This is a genomic window from Niveispirillum sp. KHB5.9 (assembly GCF_048066115.1).
In the GTDB taxonomy this organism is placed as follows: domain Bacteria; phylum Pseudomonadota; class Alphaproteobacteria; order Azospirillales; family Azospirillaceae; genus Niveispirillum.
Map to the genome: position 1 here is coordinate 108,237 of NZ_JBLTYX010000013.1, position 19,148 is coordinate 127,384.

General features: G+C 67.0%; 18 protein-coding genes and 2 tRNA genes. 9 read left to right on the forward strand and 11 right to left on the reverse strand.

Annotated features, from left to right (window positions below):
• Positions 1 to 167 precede the first annotated feature (167 nt).
• A tRNA-Ile gene (locus ACM9HJ_RS20105) sits at positions 168 to 243 on the reverse strand.
• Positions 244 to 486: 243 nt separating this feature from the next.
• Between ACM9HJ_RS20105 and ACM9HJ_RS20110 the strand changes: the two genes are divergently transcribed.
• Positions 487 to 2,460 (forward strand): sensor histidine kinase, encoded by a 1,974-nt coding sequence (locus ACM9HJ_RS20110; RefSeq protein ID WP_416573548.1) that lies wholly within the window; start codon positions 487 to 489, stop codon positions 2,458 to 2,460.
• 78 nt (positions 2,461 to 2,538) lie between these two features.
• On the opposite strand, the gene ACM9HJ_RS20115 is transcribed toward ACM9HJ_RS20110, so the two are convergent.
• From ACM9HJ_RS20115 to ACM9HJ_RS20145, 7 genes are all read right to left on the reverse strand, one after another.
• Complete coding sequence (locus ACM9HJ_RS20115) at positions 2,539 to 2,955, reverse strand: HRDC domain-containing protein (RefSeq protein WP_416573549.1); 417 nt, start codon at positions 2,953 to 2,955, stop codon at positions 2,539 to 2,541.
• A gap of 164 nt (positions 2,956 to 3,119) precedes the next feature.
• The gene (locus ACM9HJ_RS20120) at positions 3,120 to 3,311 is read right to left on the reverse strand and encodes a helix-turn-helix transcriptional regulator (protein ID WP_416573550.1); all 192 of its coding nucleotides are present in this window, start codon (positions 3,309 to 3,311) and stop codon (positions 3,120 to 3,122) included.
• Between the two features lie 10 nt (positions 3,312 to 3,321).
• Positions 3,322 to 3,702: a hypothetical protein gene (locus tag ACM9HJ_RS20125; protein ID WP_416573551.1), complete on the reverse strand. Its 381-nt coding sequence runs from the start codon at positions 3,700 to 3,702 to the stop codon at positions 3,322 to 3,324.
• A gap of 89 nt (positions 3,703 to 3,791) precedes the next feature.
• Positions 3,792 to 6,173, reverse strand: coding sequence for a penicillin acylase family protein (locus tag ACM9HJ_RS20130; RefSeq protein WP_416573552.1), 2,382 nt, complete (start codon positions 6,171 to 6,173; stop codon positions 3,792 to 3,794).
• A 133-nt stretch (positions 6,174 to 6,306) separates the two neighbouring features.
• A tRNA-Ala gene (locus tag ACM9HJ_RS20135) sits at positions 6,307 to 6,382 on the reverse strand.
• Between the two features lie 163 nt (positions 6,383 to 6,545).
• Positions 6,546 to 7,307, reverse strand: coding sequence for a polymer-forming cytoskeletal protein (locus ACM9HJ_RS20140; RefSeq protein WP_416573553.1), 762 nt, complete (start codon positions 7,305 to 7,307; stop codon positions 6,546 to 6,548).
• A gap of 63 nt (positions 7,308 to 7,370) precedes the next feature.
• Positions 7,371 to 8,051 carry an EI24 domain-containing protein gene (locus ACM9HJ_RS20145; RefSeq protein ID WP_416573554.1) on the reverse strand — a complete coding sequence of 227 codons (681 nt, stop codon included), beginning with the start codon at positions 8,049 to 8,051 and terminating at the stop codon, positions 7,371 to 7,373.
• A 129-nt stretch (positions 8,052 to 8,180) separates the two neighbouring features.
• On the opposite strand from ACM9HJ_RS20145, the gene ACM9HJ_RS20150 reads away from it, so the two are divergent.
• On the forward strand, positions 8,181 to 9,167 hold the full coding sequence (locus ACM9HJ_RS20150) for an adenosine kinase (RefSeq protein ID WP_416573555.1): 987 nt from the start codon (positions 8,181 to 8,183) through the stop codon (positions 9,165 to 9,167).
• A 138-nt stretch (positions 9,168 to 9,305) separates the two neighbouring features.
• Here the strand turns inward: ACM9HJ_RS20150 and ACM9HJ_RS20155 are convergent, their stop codons facing one another.
• A complete protein-coding gene (locus tag ACM9HJ_RS20155) occupies positions 9,306 to 10,076 on the reverse strand; it encodes an ABC transporter ATP-binding protein (RefSeq protein ID WP_416573556.1) in 771 nt (256 codons plus the stop codon).
• A gap of 80 nt (positions 10,077 to 10,156) precedes the next feature.
• Between ACM9HJ_RS20155 and ACM9HJ_RS20160 the strand changes: the two genes are divergently transcribed.
• The 4 genes from ACM9HJ_RS20160 (at position 10,157) to rfaE1 (ending at position 14,801) form a co-directional block, all read left to right on the forward strand.
• A complete protein-coding gene (locus ACM9HJ_RS20160) occupies positions 10,157 to 11,482 on the forward strand; it encodes an ActS/PrrB/RegB family redox-sensitive histidine kinase (protein ID WP_416573557.1) in 1,326 nt (441 codons plus the stop codon).
• A 55-nt stretch (positions 11,483 to 11,537) separates the two neighbouring features.
• Positions 11,538 to 12,119 (forward strand): ActR/PrrA/RegA family redox response regulator transcription factor, encoded by a 582-nt coding sequence (locus tag ACM9HJ_RS20165; protein WP_416573558.1) that lies wholly within the window; start codon positions 11,538 to 11,540, stop codon positions 12,117 to 12,119.
• A gap of 283 nt (positions 12,120 to 12,402) precedes the next feature.
• Positions 12,403 to 13,278, forward strand: a complete 876-nt coding sequence (locus ACM9HJ_RS20170) for a hypothetical protein (protein ID WP_416573559.1) — start codon at positions 12,403 to 12,405, stop codon at positions 13,276 to 13,278.
• A gap of 71 nt (positions 13,279 to 13,349) precedes the next feature.
• Positions 13,350 to 14,801, forward strand: coding sequence for a D-glycero-beta-D-manno-heptose-7-phosphate kinase (gene rfaE1, locus ACM9HJ_RS20175; protein WP_416573560.1), 1,452 nt, complete (start codon positions 13,350 to 13,352; stop codon positions 14,799 to 14,801).
• Between the two features lie 18 nt (positions 14,802 to 14,819).
• Here rfaE1 and ACM9HJ_RS20180 read toward each other — a convergent pair whose 3' ends face one another.
• Entirely contained in the window at positions 14,820 to 15,038 is a 219-nt protein-coding gene (locus ACM9HJ_RS20180) for a DUF1150 family protein (protein WP_416573561.1), read from the reverse strand.
• Positions 15,039 to 15,255: 217 nt separating this feature from the next.
• On the reverse strand, positions 15,256 to 15,741 hold the full coding sequence (locus tag ACM9HJ_RS20185; protein WP_416573562.1) for an Hsp20 family protein: 486 nt from the start codon (positions 15,739 to 15,741) through the stop codon (positions 15,256 to 15,258).
• A 357-nt stretch (positions 15,742 to 16,098) separates the two neighbouring features.
• Between ACM9HJ_RS20185 and dapE the strand changes: the two genes are divergently transcribed.
• The 3 genes from dapE to ACM9HJ_RS20200 all read left to right on the forward strand — a co-directional run bounded on the left by dapE (position 16,099) and on the right by ACM9HJ_RS20200 (position 19,099).
• Positions 16,099 to 17,253 carry a succinyl-diaminopimelate desuccinylase gene (gene dapE / locus ACM9HJ_RS20190; RefSeq protein ID WP_416573563.1) on the forward strand — a complete coding sequence of 385 codons (1,155 nt, stop codon included), beginning with the start codon at positions 16,099 to 16,101 and terminating at the stop codon, positions 17,251 to 17,253.
• Positions 17,250 to 17,795, forward strand: coding sequence for a hypothetical protein (locus ACM9HJ_RS20195; RefSeq protein WP_416573564.1), 546 nt, complete (start codon positions 17,250 to 17,252; stop codon positions 17,793 to 17,795). The genes dapE and ACM9HJ_RS20195 overlap by 4 nt, the downstream gene beginning before the upstream one ends.
• 140 nt (positions 17,796 to 17,935) lie before the next feature.
• Positions 17,936 to 19,099, forward strand: coding sequence for an ATP phosphoribosyltransferase regulatory subunit (locus tag ACM9HJ_RS20200; RefSeq protein WP_416573565.1), 1,164 nt, complete (start codon positions 17,936 to 17,938; stop codon positions 19,097 to 19,099).
• Positions 19,100 to 19,148: the final 49 nt, after the last annotated feature.

Sequence of the window (19,148 nt, forward strand, 5' to 3'; positions counted from 1 at the left end):
GTGATAGAAAGTCCCCAAGCGGCGAAAGCCCTTTCGGCGGCAACCGCCGCCGCGCGCCGCGTGGCGCGTAAGCCAAGCCGACGGATGTCGGCGCCCGGCTTCTCGAGGGAACAGAAAAATGCAAAAGGCCGGCTGAAAAGCCGGCCTTTTAGCGCATCAAGAGGGGATGGTGGGCGCGGGTGGAATCGAACCACCGACCTCTCGCTTATCAGGCGAGTGCTCTAACCCCTGAGCTACGCGCCCCTCTTGTGGAGCGCGGTGATAGAGGGGTGCGGGCCGGGTGTCAAGCGCTTTCGTTCCAAAAAAATCATCGCCGCGTATGTGGCCTTGGCGGCCATGGGATTCCACACCGGCCGCCGGGGCTGTCGCGTTGCCCGCCCCAGCACTTTGGTGATAACACTGTCAGCAGGACGGGGAACAAGGCCAGGCCCTTGCAGGCCAAGCATTTCAGGCACCCCGGCTTTCTGGCGGACAAAGGCGGGGCAGGTGGCTTTCAAGCGGTGGCGGACGGTGCTGGCAGAGGCGGCGCATGCGGATCGCATGCTGGTGCTTGCCCTGCTGGCCGGCGTCGTCCTGGGGGGTGTGCTGCTCTGGTCGCATGCCAGCGACCGCGTCCGCGCCTTTGAAACAGCGCTGGGCGGGCAGATTCGCACCCGCGCCGGCGCGCTGGATATGCAGATGCGGGTCGCAGTCGGGCATCTGGAGGCGCTGCGCCAGCGGGCGGAGTTCTTCTATGCCGAATATCCCGCCCCCGAGGATGTGCCCGCCAGCAGCCTGCTGACCGCCTTCCTGGCCAGCAATACCCGCAACGACCGGTTGTTGGGCTATTCCCTGGACCGGCTGCCCCCACCCTATCTGGTGGACCAGATCGGCAATGTCGTGGCCCTGCCGCTGGCGGCGCTGGGCACGGACACGCACCTGTCGCGTCCCGACGATGCCGGCTGGCGGCAGGAGGCGGCGATGGCGGTGCAACTGCTGCCATTGATGGCCGTGACGCAGAAGGTGGTGCCGGAGACGCGGCGCCTGATCTATGCCTCGCTGTCGGGCATGGTGGCCGTCCATCCGTGGGTGGAGAGCGGGCAGGCGGATCTGCTGCCCCAGGCCGGGACCCTGCCGGCCTTCGTCAATGCCGCTCCCGCCGTCAATCCCGAGGGCAAGCCGGTCTGGACCCTGGTGGGGCCGGTGGGTGACCTGCCGGCCAGCGCCATGCTGGCCCTGCCTTTGACGCTCCAGGGCCGCTATGCGGGGGCCATCGCCATCGATATGCCCATCACCGGCCTGCGCAGCGTGCTGGGGGCGGTGACGCGCACCAGTTCCATGCTGCTGCTGGTGGATGCCAAGGGCGACGTCATCACCGGCAGCAGCCAGCGCTCCGATCAGCCCCTGCCGCGCAACATCGCCGACCTGTTTCCTGACGGCCAGGTGGCGGACGGCACGCTGAGCCATGGCATCCTCGGCAACCATGTCGTCGCCATACCGCTGAAACAGGCGCCATGGCGCGTCGTCTATATCGCGCCGTCCGGTGCCTCGCTGCTGCCCATCCTGACCGATATGCTGATCTCCGTGGCGGGCTTCCTGGCGGCGGTGCTGGTGGTGGTGTTCGTGGCGCGGCGCCTGATGCTGCGGGCGCTGGCCGTGCGCGACACGGCAGCCCTGGCGGAGCGGGAGGCCCGCGACGCGGCGGAGAAGGCGCTGACCGACCTGCGCGCCGCCCATGACGAGCTGGATTTCCTCAATCGGGAGAAGACCCGCTTCTTCTCCCTGATCTCCCACGATCTGCGCGGGCCGTTCAATTCCATGCTGGGCATGACCCAGGAACTGGCCGATCACGCGCCGAAGATGAAGCCGGACGAGGTGGCGGATTTCGCCCGCTCCGTGCATGAAATGGCGCGCAAGGTGTTCGAACTGCTTGAAAACCTGCTGCAATGGTCGCGGGTGCAGATGTCGGGCACGCCCTTCGCGCCGGCCATCTTCCCCATGCGCGAGGTGGTGAGCGATGCCATCCGCGACGTGGCCTCGGCTGCCCAGGGCAAGGAGATCACCATCCTGGATGCCGTCGGCGACCGCTGGGTCCTGGCCGACCGGACCATGATCCTGGCGGTGCTGCGCAATCTGCTGATGAATGCGGTGAAGTTCAGCCACCAGGGTGGTGTCGTGCATGTCACCAGCCGGGCGCTGGGCGACAGGCTGGAAGTGGCGGTGACCGATAAGGGCGTGGGCATGGAGCCCGCACAGTTGGACCTTGCCCTGCGCGGCGGGCCCAAGGCCAGCCGGCCGGGCACGCAGGGCGAAACCGGTACCGGCCTGGGCCTGACCCTGGTGCGCGATCTGGTGCTGCGCCATGGCGGCGAACTGAAGCTGGAAAGCACGCCTGGCCGCGGAACCATCGCCAGCTTCACGGTGCCGCTGTCCACCGACCCGGCCGAAACCCGCCGCCTGATGTCACGGGCGGCGGATTGAGGGCGTTTCCAGGCGAATATGAAAATGTCCTCCCCCATCAAAGGGGAGGGCGGAAACTCATGACCACGGAGAATGCCCTTAACCCGTCAGTTCTTCCATGGTCTGACGGACGACGGCGACGATGGCGGCGCCATGCTTCTGGGTGTTCTCGCCCAGGCTGGAGGCGATGACGGACAGTTCCACCTCCGTCGTGGGGGCGAAGCGTGCCACCTCGGCCAGCAGATGATTGCTGATCACCTCGTCACGCCCGATGCCCTGGGTACGGGCCACGTCACCGCGCCAGGCGTTCAGCGCCTCCTGGATGGCCGATTCGATCTGCGCCTGCTCTTCCCGCCGGCGCAGGTCGCGGAAATGGACCATGACCCGCCAGCCACCCTCGGCATAGGCCGTGTCGATCCGTTCCACCTCCACCGTGCGCAGGAAATTGGCGATGCGCAGCTCATCCTCCTCGGCGGCGGCGTCCCGGATGGAGAAGGTGCGAAGCTCGAGATTCATGGTGCCCACCGCCGCTGTTGACCCGATATCCGCCCCGGCCCATGCCCGTCAGGGCCGGAAGCCCTTGTGAACATACTATAACCTGCCGGGGCGCTACGGGTACTCTCTTCCGTATATTACGCTCCCTCGAGAAGCCGGGCGCTGGCACAAGGTGGGAAAATCCCTCAATCCTCCTGGAAAATCGCCTCGATCGGCTGACCGAACAACCGGGCGATGGCGAATGCCAAAGGCAGGCTGGGATCGTAGCGACCGTTTTCCAAGGCGTTCACCGTCTGGCGCGATACGGACAGCTTGTCGGCCAGATCGCCCTGGGACCAGCCGCGTTCGGCGCGAAGGTCCTTCAACCGGTTCTTCATGGCCGCCCCCTCAGCGATAGCGGCGGCAGGCCAGCATGTAGCCCAGCACCCACAGGACGTTCATCAGCGGCAGCACGGCGAACATCGACAGCCGGGGCAGCCCCTGCCCCTCCAGGAAGCCGTAGGAGAAGGTGATCAGCGCCGTCATGGTGAAGCCGAAGGCCAGTCCCTCGAACTGCATGCGGCGCTGCATCTCATCCAGGCTGCGGATATGGCGCATGATCACCCAGACCGTGGCGATGCCGGGCAGCATGGGCAGCAGAGCCGCCGGGATCAGCAGCACATCGGGAATCCAGCCCCATTGTTCGGCCTTGTTCACCGCCACCAGCACCAGCGCATAGGCCGTCAGGCTGGCCAGCAATTCCATCACATAGCGTCGTGCGTTACCCATCATTTCCCCCATATGTAAAGCATGCTTTACATATGGGGGATGGCAGGTCGATCTGTCAAGTTCACTTTACATGGAAAGCAAACTTTCCATCAAGTGCCCGGCTGCAGCGTCAGGGTCCAGCGTGCGGCACCGGGCAGGAAAGGGGTGGGCCGGCCCTGGGCCCAGTCATCATGGCCCAGCAGGTAGTAGGGGGAGAGCGGGTGGCCGCTCTGGCTGCCGGGCATGTGGAAATAGGCCTCCTCCTCATGGCCGGGAGAAACGGCGAAACGCTGGCTGGCGCCGAATCCAGGCCCCTGGACACGGGGCATCATCGTATCGCCGGGCAGGGCCTGTTCCGGCGGGTCGGTCAGCCAGCCCACGGGGGCCAGGATGCGAGCCAGCGGATGATGGATTTGCGCGGTATTGCGGGCACCCCAGGTGAAGGCGGCGGCACCGCCCGCCTCGGTCACCTGTCCCGCCACCTCGGTCAGGGCGGCGTCGAGCAGCGCGTCCCAATCCTTGTAACCAGGGGGCACCAGCCCCGCCGGCCGGTCGGTCAGCAGGCGGCGCAGCGGCGCTTCCTGCTGGGACGCCGCACGATTGCGGGCCTGGGGGCCTTCCAGTCCCAGATAGGCGCTGTACAGTTTCTGAGATACGGATGTGCGGAAGGCGCGGACGATGCGATAGCCGCTGCTGTCCACCGCTGCCCGCCTGCCCCAGTCGCGCACGGACGGGGTCAGGGCTGCCAGGGCAGCATCGCCTTGGCGCGCCTCCAGTGCCGTCAGCATCTGCGCCTGCCAGAATTCCAGGGCCAGGCCGCGGTCGTCCAGCTGGATGGCCAGCATGTCGGCCGGCGCGAACCGGTCGCGGGCCAGCAGCCCGTCGCGGATCTGGCCCTGACGGGCACCCATGTCGTAACCGCCATCACCCAGCTTGTCATACGCTTCCCCGCCCACGATTCGGGCATTGGCGGTCCAGATGCGGTGATGGTCGGGGTTCAAGACCACCGGCACCTGGTCGGGCGGCAGCATGCCGTTCCAGCCGCGTGTGCCGTCGGCCCAGCTGGCGGGCAGGCTGCCATCATGGCCGAACCGGGCCGGCACGGCGCCGATCACCGTCCAGGCGACATTGCCGGCGGCGTCCCCCACCACCAGATTCTGCTGCGGCTGGCGGGCCACATGGGCGATGGTGATGGCGGTGGCGACACTGTCCGCCCGTTCCAGCCCCAGCAGGCCGGCCAGGTTGATGGCGTCGGGTTCATGCCCCGTCCAGCGCACGGCGATCTTGGTTCCGTCGGGCCGTGTCTCCACCACCGGGCCCCAGATGCTTTCCTCCACCACCAGATCCTGGCAATCGGCCCAGGCGGGGCAGATGCGTTCGGTGGTCCTGGTCAGGGCCTTGGGCCCGTCGGGGGTCTTGTACTGATCGGGCGCCCCTTCCACCGGCTCCAGGATCACGCTATCGGACGTGTCGATATAGGAATTGGTGTAACCCCAGGCGATCTTGCCGTTGCTGCCCGCCACCAGGGCCGGGGTGCCCGGCAGGGTGACGCCGGTGGCATCCATCGCGTCGGTGCCGGTGATGCGCAGCCGGGCGCGGTACCAGGTGCCAGGCACGGCGATGCCCAGATGCATGTCATCGGCCACCAGGGCGGCACCATTCTCCGTCAGCGCCCCGCCCACGGCCCAGGAATTGCTGCCCAGGGTGGGGCCGGGATCGGGATCGACCATGGCGGCCTTGGTGGTGGCCGGCGTGGCCAGGGCCGCCGGCATCGGCGGTTCCGGGAAGCTGGTGCCGTCGATGGCGGCGTCCAAAGGTGTGCCGCGCGGATAAAGGAAGCCCGCCATCTCCGGCCCCAGCTGCGCCAGGGCCTGGGCGCGGATGCGCTCACCCAGCGCATCCTCATCCTGCAAATCCAGGTACATGGCATAGGCGGCCAGGATCGTGTCCTCCGCCTTCCAGGGTTGGGGTGCCGCCATCAGCAAACTATATTCGAACGGACGACCGCCCAGCGCTTCCAGCCCCTGGTTCACCCCGGCGACATAGGCGTCCAGCACCTGCTTCTGGTCGGCCGGTGCCGTGGCCACCACCTGGGCGGCACGATGGCGCAGGCGATGGATGCGGCGGCCCTTATCCAGGTCCAGCACGGGACCGATCGGGCCCAGCAGGCCCGACAATTCGCCCGCCGCCGCCCGGCGGATCAGGTCCATCTGGAAATAGCGTTCCTGGGCATGCAGGAAACCCAGGGCATGGGCCAGGTCGGCGCGGCTGCCACCCTCCAGCGTGGGCACGCCCTGGGCGTCGCGGGTTACTGACACGGGACCCGCCAGCCCCTTCAGGGCCAGGGTTCCCTCCAGCGTCGGCTTGGACAGGGTCAGGTTGATGGTGAAGGCACCCGCGGCCAGCACCAGCAGCCCGCCGATGCCGGCCACCCCATATCCCAGGGCCCGACCCCAGCCGAAGCCCGTCCGTCCGTTCCGCCTGCGCGCCAAGATACCCCCCGCCCCTTATGTGATTGGACGGTCAGTTTCCCTTTTGGGAAGGTGGGGTGCAAGGGGAGCGGCGGGTAATTCAACCCCAAAACGAGAAAGAGCCCCGCCGTTTCCAGCGAAGCCCTTTTCATTTTGGTGGAGCCAAGCGGGATCGAACCGCTGACCTCTACAATGCCATTGTAGCGCTCTCCCAGCTGAGCTATGGCCCCGAAACTCTTGCCCGCCGTCTGGGTGACCGGCGCGGTGGGCGGCTTTATGGACAAACTCCGCGACGGATGCAAGCCCCTTGATCACCTGCCAGGGCAAGGCAGGCATGAAAAAGCCCCGCCGGTGGATGGGCGGGGCCTGTTCAAGGAAAACAAGCGGGCCGGATCAACCCACCGTCTCCTCCTCCGCCGGGGCGGGGCTGTCGACATTGGCGGGGGCTTCGGCCACGACCGGCGCCGGTGCGGCGGCGGCGGCGGAGCCCAGCACCTGGATGGTGCCGGACAGCTGCCCGCCATTTTCCACTTCCAGCGTGCCGTAGCGGATATTGCCGGTGATACGGCCCGTGGAGCGGACCTTCAGCGTGTTGCGCACCGTGATGTCGCCTTCGAACCGGCCGCCGATATCGGCCTCGTCGATCTCCACCGATCCCTTGAACAGGCCGGTATCGGCGATTTCGACGACATGGCCGTCGCGCAGCTTGGCTTCCACCGTGCCTTCGACCACCAGCACGTCGCAGGCGGCGATCTCACCCGACAGGCTGATGTCGCGGCCGACGATCAGCTTGCGCATCTCCGTCGCGGCGGGGCTGTTGCCCTCCACGCCCGTCGGCGCCACGCGCTTGGGCGGGCTGTTGGGGATGTCGACGACGCGGCGCGGAATCTCCGTCTTGAGCGACGGGGCGGCAGAGGAAAGCGGGCCGCCGGGCTGGGTGGAGAAGGGCGTGTTCATCGTCGTCCTCGGGCTGGTGTCGGAACCGGTAGCGGTGCTGGGTTCAGCGGTGGGAATGGGTGTTGTCTCGACCGCCGCCGGCTCTGTCGGGTCGGGCCCGGAAGCGGTCCCCGCATCGGCCGGGGGTGCGGGCGGCACCGGCGGCTCGGGCGGGGTGGGCGTGGCCGGGGCCACGGGCGGTCTCTGGCGTCGGAACATGTCTTCTTGCCCCCAATGTCTCATCGGCTAAAGCGGGGTGTCGGCCCATATTCAGGGGCCGGTTCACGCGGGCGGGGCGACCGGCAACTCACGCCGCATCCCTTCGACGAGATGCGCCATGAAGGCCGCCGCCAGCACGGGCACCAGCAGATTGACGAGAGGAAGCGACGAAAGAAAGGCGATAATGATGCCTGCCGCAAAAAGACCCATGCGCTTCTCATTTCGGAGCAGGCGCACCCCGGCGGGGGTAAGCCGTCGCGCGGCCACCAGCTCGAAATATTCGCGGCCCACCAGATAGCCGTTGACCAGGAACCAGACGAACAGGTTGAGCACCGGGATGAAATAGAAGGGCAGGGCCAGCAGGTTCAGCAGCACGACCAGGCCCAGGAATTTCAACGCCTCCCACAGCGACCGCCAGGCCGGAATGCGGTGCGGCGGGGGCAGATGCGGATAATGCCGCCGCTCCACCGCATCGACGATACCGTCCAGCATGGTGGCGGAGACGGCGATCATCACCGCCGGGAACATCAGCCAGGCCAGCACCAGCGCCGCCAGCCCGCCCAGCAGGTCGATGCCCGTTTCCACCCAGCCGATATCGAACAGCGATGTATGGGTCAGCAGCCAACCGAAGCCGGTCAGCAGGCCGATGAACAGGGCGATGGTGCCCAGTGCGGACCAGATCAGCACGCGGGTGAAGGACGGATCGGGCAATTGCCCTACAGCGCGCGCCAGTTCCCGGATCATACGGCACATCCCCCTGATCGCCCGCACCCATGCGCGGGCCCGTTCCATATGGGGATGCATGCGCACTTGCCGCAAGACGCGGCCTGCCTATACTCCGCGCCAATTCTTATCGTTTTGTGGAGGCCATTCGTGGCGGCAGTTTATGATGTGGTGGGTCTGGGCAATGCGATCGTCGATGTGATCGCCAAGGCCGATGAGGATTTCCTGACCACCAACGGCCTGGTGAAGAACGCCATGCGCCTGATCAGCGCGGACGAGGCCGACGCGCTGTACGCCAAGATGGGGCCGGGCCTGGAAATGTCCGGCGGTTCGGCCGGCAACACCATGGCGGCCCTGGCGTCGCTGGGCGGCAAGGGTGTGTTCGTGGGCAAGGTCGCCCATGACCAGCTGGGCAAGGTCTATCGCCATGACATCCGTGCGGCCGGCGTCGTGTTCGACACGCCCGACCTGATGGATGGCAAGCCCACCGGTTCCTGCCTGATCCTGGTGACGCCCGACGGCCACCGCACCATGAACACCTTCCTGGGCGCCTGCCTGGACCTGACGCCCGACGATATCGACGAGGGCGTGATCAAGTCGTCCAAAGTCGTCTATATGGAAGGCTATCTGTGGGACCCGCCGGCCGCCAAGCAGGCCTTCCTGAAGGCCGCCGCCCTGGCCCACGCGGCCGGCCGCAAGGTCGCCCTGTCGCTGTCCGACCCGTTCTGCGTGAACCGCCATCTGGAAAGCTTCCAGGATCTGGTGAAGAACCATGTCGACATCCTGTTCGCGAACGAGAGCGAGATCGTCGCCCTGTTCGGCGGGGATTTCGACAGCGCCGCCGCCGAGGCCCGCCGCCATGTCGAGGTCGCCGTGCTGACGCGTGGCGAAGAGGGCGCCACCGTCCTGGTCGGGACCGAGACCTATTCGGTTCCGGCGGAGAAGGTGGCGAAGGTGGTGGATACCACCGGTGCCGGCGATCTGTTCGCGGCCGGCTTCCTCTATGGCTACACCCAGGGCCGTGATCCGGCCGATTGCGCCCGCCTGGGCGCCATCTGCGCCGGTGAGATCATCGGTCATTACGGCGCCCGGTCGGAAGTGAACCTGGCCGAGCTGGTGAAGTCCAAGGGTCTGTAATCGGAAGGGGCGGGTCGAGAGGCCCGCCCTATTCATGCCCCTCAATCGCCGGCGCCCACATCCGTGGGCTTGGCTACGCCGCACGTGCGGCGCCGCGCCAGTCGGCGCGGATGCCAACGGTCTCAATGACCGTTGGCATTATTCCACCCGTTCCGCCTGCCGCCGGTCGCGCGCGATGTCGAGGAACACTTCCTCCAGATCGGTGCGGCCATAGCGGGACAGCAGGTCGGCGGGCGTGCCGCGATCGACGATGCGCCCGCCCTTCATCATCAGCACCCCATCGCACAGCCGCTCCACCTCGCCCATATTGTGGCTGGCCAGCAGGATGGTGGCGCCGGTGCGGGCGCGATAGCGTTCCAGGAAGCTGCGCACCCAGTCGGCGGTGTCGGGGTCCAGGCTGGCCGTCGGTTCATCCAGCAGCAGCAGTTCCGGATCGTTCAGCAGCGCCTTGGCGAGCGTCACGCGCGTCTTCTGCCCGGCCGACAGGTTGCCCGACGGGCGCGTCAGGATGCGGGTCAGGTCCAGCTCTTCCGCCATCCGCTCGATCCGGTCCTTCAGATGCGTCAGGCCATAGAGATGGCCATAAACCGTCAGGTTCTCCCGCACGGTCAGCCGGTGCGGGAGATCGACATAGGGGCTGGAGAAATTCATGCGGGGAAGGACGCGGTAGCGTTCGGTGGCCATGTCATGGCCCAGCACCCGCACCACCCCGTCGGTGGGCAGCAGCAGGCCCAGCAGGATGGAGATGGTGGTGGTCTTGCCCGCCCCGTTGCCGCCCAGCAGTGCCACGGTCCCACCGGCCGGCACTTCGAAGCTGATCCCGTCCAGCGCGGTATGCGCGTCGAACCTCTTGGTCAGCGTTTCGACATGGATGGCGGCTGGGGTACGGCTACTGGCATCTAAGGGCATGGGAACGGCTTATGGTCTTTCTCGCTTCGGGGAACTAGATTCCCCTTTGGATGCTCAAAAAGTGATCATGGGATAAAGGCATGAGCGAGGCAATCCCCAACAGTCCCGGTAATTCCCCGTCGCGCCCCGGCCCGGCCCTGGCCGCGGCGGAGGGGCGGGTCAGTGCCCGCACCCTGATCACCATCCGCTGGATCGCGGTGGCCGGGCAGTTCGCCACCCTGACCACGGTGATGACCCTGTTCGAATTCGAACTGGCGCTGGCCCATGCGCTGGCCGGGGTCGGGGTCTCCGTCCTGGTCAATCTCTATGCCGCGCGCCGGCTGGCGGCCCATCCGTTCCTGGATGACCGGGAGGCGGCGCTTTACCTGGCCTATGACATGGTGCAGCTGACGGTGCTGCTCTATCTGACCGGCGGGTTGGATAATCCGTTCGCCGTGCTGATGCTGGCCCCGTTGACCGTGTCGGCGAGTGCGCTGGGCCGCACGGCGGTCAGTCTGCTGACGGCGCTGGCCGTCTGCTGCTTTTCCGGTCTGGCGCTGGTGGCCACACCGCTGCCCTGGCCGGGGGCGGAACCGGCGGGGTTGCCGGCACTTTACCGGTTCGGGGTGTGGGCGGCGCTGACCCTGTCGGCCGGTTTCATCGCCGCCTATCTCTATCAGGTGGCGGATGGGGCACGGCGCCTGTCGGGTGCCCTGAACGCCAGCCAGGACGCGCTGGCCCGGGCACAGCGGGCATCGGCCGTGGGGGCCTTGGCGGCGGCGGCGGCGCATGAGTTGGGCAGCCCCTTGGGCACCATCGCCGTGGTGGCCAAGGAACTGGCCCGCGATACGCCGCCCGACAGCCCGATCGCGGAGGATGTGGCCCTGCTGCAAAGCCAGGTGGCGCGCTGCCGCGACATCCTGGCCGAACTGTCGCGCCGGCCGGGTGACCGGGGCGGGGCGGAACCGATCGTGCCGCTGGCGGCGCTGATCGAGACGACGGCCGCCCCTTACGTGCGCCATGGCATCGATTTGGTGATCGACACGGTGGCGGAGCCGGAGGATGGCGCGCCGCAGGTACAGTCGGTGCCGGAAATGGTGCATGGCCTGGCCAACATTCTTCAGAACGCCATGCAGTTCGCGATCGGTCAGGTGACTGTGACGGCCGACTGGACGGGGCCGGGCCTGACCCTGACCGTGCAGGATGACGGGCCAGGCTATCCGGCGACGCTCGTTGGGCGCCTGGGTGAACCCTATGTCAGCGGCCGCAATCCGGCAGCGCGGGAGGCGGCGGGCAATATGGGCCTGGGCCTGTTCATCGCCCAGACCCTGCTGGAACGGTCGGGCGCATCCGTTCGCTATATGAATGGCAGGGCTGGCGGGGCGATGGTCGTCATTCGCTGGAAACACCCCACATTCACCGTGTAGAAACCTTTTCATCATTAAGAAGTATGCCCAGTCGAACGATAAGGGACCCTGGACCATGACGGACGCGGCGCTGGAAACCGGCGAACAGCCGAAACTGACCTTCACGGGCGATGCCTCGCGCTCGCTGCTGATCGTGGATGACGACGCGCCGTTTCGAACCCGTCTGGCCCGCGCCATGGAACGCCGCGGCTTCGATGTCGTGGCCGTGGACAGCGTCAATCTGGGGATCGAGGTGGCGCATGAAAGCGCGCCGCGCTTCGCCGTGGTGGATTTGCGGCTGGGCGACGGATCGGGCCTGGACGTGGTCAAGGCGCTGCGCGACGCGCGGCCCGAAGCGCGCGTCGTCGTGCTGACCGGGTACGGCAACATCGCCACCGCCGTGGCCGCCGTGAAGTTCGGCGCCGTCGATTACCTGCCCAAGCCGGCCGATGCCGATGCGGTGGAGGCGGCATTGCTGACCGACGGCCCGCTGCCGCCGCCGCCGGAAAGCCCGATGTCGGCCGACCGCGTCCGTTGGGAACATATCCAGCGCGTGTTCGAACAGTGCGACCGCAATGTTTCGGAAACGGCGCGCCGGCTTAAGATGCATCGGCGTACTTTGCAACGTATCCTCAACAAACACGCCCCCAAGGCGTAACAAAAACTGCGTCACCAAATGATCACAGCCCGCCGAGGGTAATTTCCGGCGGGTTTTGTTTTGTGCCGACCAGTCACCGCATGATCACAGGCCCGGAAGCGGACCTTTCACCATGGGTTTTGTTATGGTGGGGCCGGATCGCCATTTGTATAGATATCGCTAGTCATAGAGGTATTAGTTATAAAGTTGCTTATGAAGTTGGACGCTCCGGTGCTACTTTCCCCCACGCCGCGGAAGCAGATGACCTGCCGGCCCGGTGCAAGGCCAACGAACGGAGCCTATGATGCCGACGAACAATTTCGCTGCTGAGAACGAGCCCCCCTATCCGCCGATCAGCACCACCAACCCGATCATCGAAGGTGATGAGGGCAGTAACCACCTGCTGGGCACCGCATCCGGCGATATCATGATCGGCCATGCCGGCAACGACACGCTGGCCGGCGGCAACGGGTTCGACATCATGACCGGTGGTGCCGGCAATGACTGGTTTCACGGTGCCGCCGGCACCGACGTTGCCGTCTATCGCGGCAACCTGACCGATTACGACTTCCAGGTCGTGGGCGGCACGGTCACCAAGATCACCGACCTGCGCGAAGGGTCGCCCGACGGGTTCGACCAGCTGACGGGGACCGAGGTGCTGGTCTTCGGCAAGCAGGCCTATTTCGCGTCCTTCGTCACCGGCGCCTCGGCCCCGACGCCCCAAGCCGCCCGGGCCGAGGATGCCGCCAGCGTCCAGGTCAGCGTCATGGCCAGTGCCAATGGCTGGCTGCTGGATGAACAATTCTATCTGGAACAGAACCTCGACGTGGCCGCCGCGGTCTCCCGCGGCGAGACCACGGTCAAGGCGCACTGGGAAGCCTTCGGCCAGTTCGAGGGCCGCGCCCCCAACGCCCTGTTCGACGCCGACTATTACCTGTCGACCAATACCGATCTGAAGGCGGCGTTCGGTGCGGATGGCAAAGCGGCGCTGAGCCACTGGCTGGCCTATGGCCTGGAAGAGGGCCGCGACGCCAGCGCCCTGTTCAGCAGCGAGGCCTATCTGGCGGCGAATGCGGACGTGGCGGCCAGCAGCTTCACGGCGGTCGAGCATTTCCTGCTCTATGGTCATGCCGAAGGCCGCGCGTCGATCGTCGATACCGCGTGGCTGGGCATAGCGTAAGTCAGCTACTGGCGGTGGGGAGGGGGCTCGCGCTATCCTGCGGGTCCCCTCTCCGCTTGGCCGGTCCTTTGATGCCTGACCTTCACAGCCTGATCGACGCGCTTGCCGGCACCCGCATCCTGGTGGTGGGGGATGTCATGCTCGACCGGTTCACCCATGGAAGGGTCGATCGCGTGTCGCCCGAAGCGCCCATCCCCGTGCTGCGCGTGCTGTCGGAAACGGCGATGCCCGGCGGGGCCGGCAATGTCGTGGCCAATCTGGCGGCGCTGGGCGTGCCCACCGATCTGGTCTCCGCCATCGGGGATGACGCGGCGGGGCGCGAACTCACGGCGCTGGTGGCCGCGCAGACCGGTCGGGCCGGCGGGCTGCTGACCGTTCCGGGACGCCCCACCACCACCAAGACCCGCTTCATCGCCGGCGGCCAGCAGTTGCTGCGCGCCGATGGCGAGACCGATGCCGCCTTGGGTGACGCAGATGCCACGCGCCTGCTGGCCGCCGTGGCCGACCGGCTGCCGGGGACGGGCGTGCTGGTCCTGTCCGATTATGGCAAGGGCGTGCTGACGGCGGACATCGTGGCGGCGCTGATCGATCTGGCCAAGGCCGCCGATGTGCGGGTGCTGGTCGATCCCAAGGGCCGCGATTATGGCCGCTATCGCGGCGCCTTCTGCGTCACGCCCAATGGCCGCGAACTGGCGGAAGCCACGGGCATGGTGGTGCGCGACGATGCCGGCGTGGTATCGGCTGCCCGCGCGCTGGCCGCCGATTGCGGCATCGCCAACATCATCGCCACCCGCGCCGAACAGGGGATGAGCGTTGTGCCCGCCGATGGCGCCCCCACCCATCTGCGCGCCCAGGCGCGGGAGGTGTTCGACGTGTCGGGCGCCGGCGATACGGTGATGGCGGTGCTGGCCGCCGCCATCGGTGCGGGTGCCGGGCTTGCCGAGGCCGCCAACCTGGCCAATATCGCCGCCGGCATCGTCGTGGCCAAGGTGGGCACGGCCACGGTGCGGCCGGGCGAACTGCATGACGCCGCCAGCCTGGCCCTGGTCGCAGGTCCCGGGGCCAAGCGCATGTCCATGGCCAGGGCGGTGGAGCAGGTGGAGCGCTGGCGCCGCCAGGGCCTGCGCGTCGGTTTCACCAATGGCTGTTTCGACCTGCTGCATCCGGGCCATGTCAGCCTGATCGCCCAGGCGCGTGCGGCCTGCGACCGGCTGGTGCTGGGCCTGAACAGCGACGACAGTGTGCGCCGCCTGAAGGGCCCGACACGGCCCGTGCAGAACGAGGCATCGCGCGCCACGGTGCTGTCGGCGCTGGGCGATGTCGATCTGGTGGTGATCTTCGACGACGACACGCCGATGGCGCTGATCCAGGCGCTGCGCCCCGACGTGCTGGTCAAGGGGGCGGATTACAGCGTGGAAAATGTCGTGGGGGCGGGCGAGGTCATCGGCTGGGGCGGGCGCGTCGTACTGGCGACATTGACCGAAGGCCAGAGCACGACGGGCACCATCGCGCGGATGAAGTAAACCCCGCCGGCCACTCGGTCACTGCAGGCTCAGCGGTTCCATGTCGTGCTGGCGGACGGTGGCGAACGCCACGTCCTGGCGTTCCACCACGGTCAGGATGGTGCCGTCGGCGGCATGGATGGCATAGCCGGGCTTGCCTTCCGTTTCCGTGGGCTTGACATAGGCCAGATCATTGACGCCGAAATCGGCGAAATCCTTGGGGCTCAACCGGCGCAGATACAGGATGGTCTGGTTCATGTGCCCCGTAACTCCAAATCTTGCCCCGCCCGCCTGCGGCAGGGGCCAATAGGGTTGGCGTAGCCCCATTAAGGCCACCAACCGTTGAAATATGGTTTACGGCTTGTGACATTGTTTGCGCCCTCAGGCGCCGGGCGCGGCCATCCGGCCGCTTGGCTCACGGCGCACGTGCGCCGGGCCGGCGGTCGCCGGCCTGAAATTTCTCAATTCTAAACCCTTAACCCCGGCGGTCGGGGGAGACGTCGATGGTGCGGGGTGCGTCGCCGCTGCCATTCTCCCCGATACCGATCTTGATGGTGCGGACCTTGGGTTCCGGGATGGGCCGGCGCAGGTCGACATGCAGCAGGCCGTTATCCAGGTTGCAGCCCACCACCTCGATCCCTTCGGCCAGCACGAAGCTGCGCTGGAACTGGCGGGCGGCGATGCCGCGATGCAGATAGATGCGGTTCTTGTCGTCGGCCTGCTTGCCGCGGATGACCAGCTGGTTGTCCTCCATCTGGACCGCCAGGTCTTCCGAGGTGAAACCGGCCACGGCCAGGGTGATGCGCAGCCCGTCGGGGCCTGTCTGTTCGATATTGTAGGGCGGGTAGCCCTCGTTCGCGTTCTTGGCGATACGGTCGAGCGTGCGTTCGAACTGGTCGAAGCCCAGCAGGAATGGGCTGTTGAACAGCGACAGGCGGGTGGTCACGTCTGATCCCCTCATCAAAGAGCGAGTCCGGGGCCAGGCCCCGTTGGTATCGCCGGCCCTGACAGGAGGCGCCGTCGATCACCATTTTGCCCTTAAATGGGTATTGCGGGACGGCGATCAAGGCAAGGGCCAATCGCGCACAGCGCAATCCCCAGAATCTGTGGATAAGTCTGTGGGCGCGGCCGGAGTCGCGGCCGGCTTCCGGCACCCCTGTCCTGTTTGCCCAAAAAACAGGCAAATATGTGCCAAGGCATTTCCGGTCATGGCTGGTGTCGGGATGCCCGCGCCATGACCCTGGGTCCCGCCATTCGACGGGACGGCGGCGGGGTGCATCTGCTAGTAAGGATGCATCATCCCCGTACAGAGCGTTCCATGAGCATCGATCCCGTCGCCCTGACCCAGGACCTGATCCGTTGCCCCAGCGTCACCCCGGCCGATGCCGGTGCGCTGGGCGTGCTGCAAACGGTACTGGAAGGCATGGGCTTCACCTGCCGCCGCCTGGTGTTCGAGGAGGCGGGGACCGACCCGGTCGATAATCTCTATGCCCGCCTGGGCACAGCGGCGCCGAATTTCTGCTTCGCCGGCCATACGGATGTGGTGCCGGTAGGCGACGGTGCCGCCTGGACGACAAATCCTTTCGGTGCCGAAATCATCAACGGGAAGCTTTACGGTCGCGGCACATCGGACATGAAGGGTGCCATCGCCGCCTTCACGTCCGCAATCAGTTCATTCCTAAACCGTAACGGTTTACCGGACGGTTCCATCTCCCTGCTGATCACCGGGGATGAGGAGGGGCCCAGCATCAATGGCACCCGCAAGGTGCTGGACTGGATGCGGGCCAACGGAGAGGTGATCGACGCCTGCCTGGTGGGGGAACCGACCAATCCGCATGTCCTGGGCGACATGATGAAGATCGGTCGGCGCGGGTCGGTCACCGCCACGCTGACCGCCTATGGCGCGCAGGGCCATGTCGCTTATCCGCATCTGGCCGACAATCCGCTGCCGCGCCTGACCAGGGCCCTGTCGATGCTGGCCGACAGCCCGCTGGACGAGGGCACGGCGCATTTCCAACCCAGCACCCTGGCCATCACCACCATCGATGTCGGCAATCCGGCCAGCAACGTCATTCCCGCCAAGGGCACAGCGAAGTTCAATATCCGCTTCAACGATCTGCACACGCCCAAGAGCCTGGAGGCCCATATAAACGACGTGCTGGAGGAGGTGGGCGGAGCCTGGGACCTGAAGATGGCCGTGTCGGGGGAGGCGTTCCTGACCCCGCCTGGTGCCCTGGTCGCCACGGTGGCGGGGGCGGTGACGGCGGTGACGGGGCGCACGCCGGAACTGTCCACGTCGGGCGGCACGTCGGATGCCCGCTTCATCAAGAATTTCTGTCCGGTGGTGGAATTCGGCCTGGTCGGCCAGACCATGCACAAGGTCGACGAGCATGTGGATGTCGCCGATATCCGCACCCTGGCCGCCATCTATGACCGGGTGCTGGCCGATTATTTCGGCAAGGCGGCTTCGTGAGCGGGCTGCTGGGCGCCATCCGTCTGGCGGCTCTGGATGTGCGCGGCATCGGCCTGATCGACCCGTCGCCGGCGGCGGCGTGGCGCAACCTGATCCTGCTGGTGCCGTTGCTGCTGGCCGGTGCCGTGTCCGACCTGCTGCTGCTGCGGGACGGGGTGGAGGTGACGGGCTATCTGCTGCTGTCGGCTGCCGTATCGGCGATGCAGATGACAGGCTACCTGCTGGCCGTGTCGCTGATCCTGCAGAACACGGGGCGCGGTGACCGTTTCCCGCTGTTCCTGTCCACCTATGTCTGGTGCAGCGTGGTCAGCAGTGCCGCCGGGCTGCTGGCCCTGGTGGTGGCGCTACAATCGCCCGACGCGGTGGCCACGGGCATCGGCCTGGGGCTGTTGGTCTGGAGCCTTTATTACAGCTGGTTCGCTATCCGTGCGGCCCTGGCTTGCCCCGGTGCGGTGGCGGCGGGCCTGCTGGGGCTGGAGATCCTGACCGTACTGGCCACCGACGGGCTGGCCCTGCAGCTGGCCCTGGCCGCCAAGGGGTGATCCCCGCCCGCGCAAGGCAGCCCGCGCCCTTAAGCGGGGTCTTTGCATTTGCGTGAAAGGGTCCCCTGGGCTAAGACCGGTTACCGGTGTTGGGGTTCCTCCCTTCGCTTGACGGCACTCACCATCGGTAAGCCCCCCTCATGACCGATACGCCCACCAAGGCCCTGGCGGCCAAGGCGCTGCTGCCCACCGGACTGCGTGACCTGCTGCCGCCGGATGCGGAGCATGAGGCGCAGGTGACCGGCCGGCTGCTGAAGGAATTCCACCGCCATGGCTATGAGCGGGTGAAACCGCCGCTGGTGGAGTTCGAGGAGGGGCTGTTGTCCGGGTCCGCCGCGACCCTGGCCAACCAGACCTTCCGCATCATGGACCCGGTGTCGCAGCGGATGATGGGCGTGCGCTCCGACATGACGCCGCAGGTGGCCCGCATCGCCACCACCCGCCTGCGCAAGGCGCCGCGCCCGCTGCGCCTGTCCTATGCCGGTCAGGTGCTGCGCGTGAAGGGCAGCAGCCTTCGCCAGGAACGCCAGTTCGGGCAGGTCGGCGTGGAACTGATCGGCCCCGACCGGGCCGAGGCCGATGCCGAGATCATCCTGCTGGCCGCGTCGGCCCTGGCTTCCGTCGGCGCGCGCGGTATCTCCATCGACCTGACCGTGCCGACCCTGGTGCCGGCCGTTGCCCGGGCCCTGTCGCTGTCCGACGATGATTATGCCCGCCTGCGCGCGGCCCTGGATCATCGCGACGCCGCGGCGCTGGCCGAGGCGGCGGGCGCGCATGCGCCGCTGTTCCTTTCCATCCTGAATGCCAGCGGCCCGGCCCCGGCGGCGGTGCAGCGGCTGGCCGCCATCGACCTGCCCGACGTGGCGCAGGCGGCGCGCGACGAGCTGACCGCCGTCGTCCGCCTGATCGAGAAGGCGGACCCGAACCTGTCCGTCACCATTGATCCCGTGGAAATGCGCGGGTTCGAGTATCAGACGGGCGTCAGTTTCACCATCTTCGCCCGCGGCGTACGGGGCGAGCTGGGGCGTGGCGGGCGCTATCGCACCGGCGGGGCCGATCCCGTGGGGGAACCGGCGACGGGTTTCACGCTTTATACCGATACGGTGCTGCGGGCCTTGCCGGGACCTTCGCCGACAAGGCGGGTGCTGCTGCCGCTGGGCACCGACTATGCCGAGGCGCAGGCGCTGCGCGCCCAGGGCTGGCACACGGCGGCGTCCATGGAGCCGGTCGAAGATCTGGTGGCGGAGGCGAAGCGCCTGTCCTGTTCACATGTATTGACGGCGGACGGGCCACAGCCCGTCTGACCATTTCGAAATCAACCTGATGAGGTGGGGCGGGTCCTGGCGGCCATGC